The following is a 231-nucleotide window of genomic DNA, read 5'->3' as shown; positions in this document are numbered from 1 at the left end:
GGAAGCGCGGACCATCCGCTCGTTTTGGGGCGTCCGCCCGCTGTACGAGCCACCGAACGTCGGCAGCGACGATCCGACCGACATCACCCGAGATTACTTCCTGCTCGATCACGCCGAGCGCGACGGCCTCGAGGGGATGACGAGCATCGTCGGCGGAAAGCTCACGACCTACCGGATGATGGGCGAAGAGATCAGCGACCACGTCTGCGAACAGTTCGGCATCGACGCCGA

1 pseudogene is annotated in these 231 nt (G+C 64.5%); it reads left to right on the top strand.

Annotated features, from left to right (window positions below):
* A pseudogene (locus ACP7FG_RS13265) lies at positions 1 to 231 on the top strand (anaerobic glycerol-3-phosphate dehydrogenase subunit A); the annotation flags it as partial.

Source organism: Idiomarina sp. ST10R2A5, assembly GCF_051842325.1.
Classification (GTDB): Bacteria; Pseudomonadota; Gammaproteobacteria; order Enterobacterales; family Alteromonadaceae; genus Idiomarina; species Idiomarina abyssalis.
Note: the sequence above shows the minus strand (reverse complement) of the source record. Positions and strands in the feature narration are given on the sequence as shown.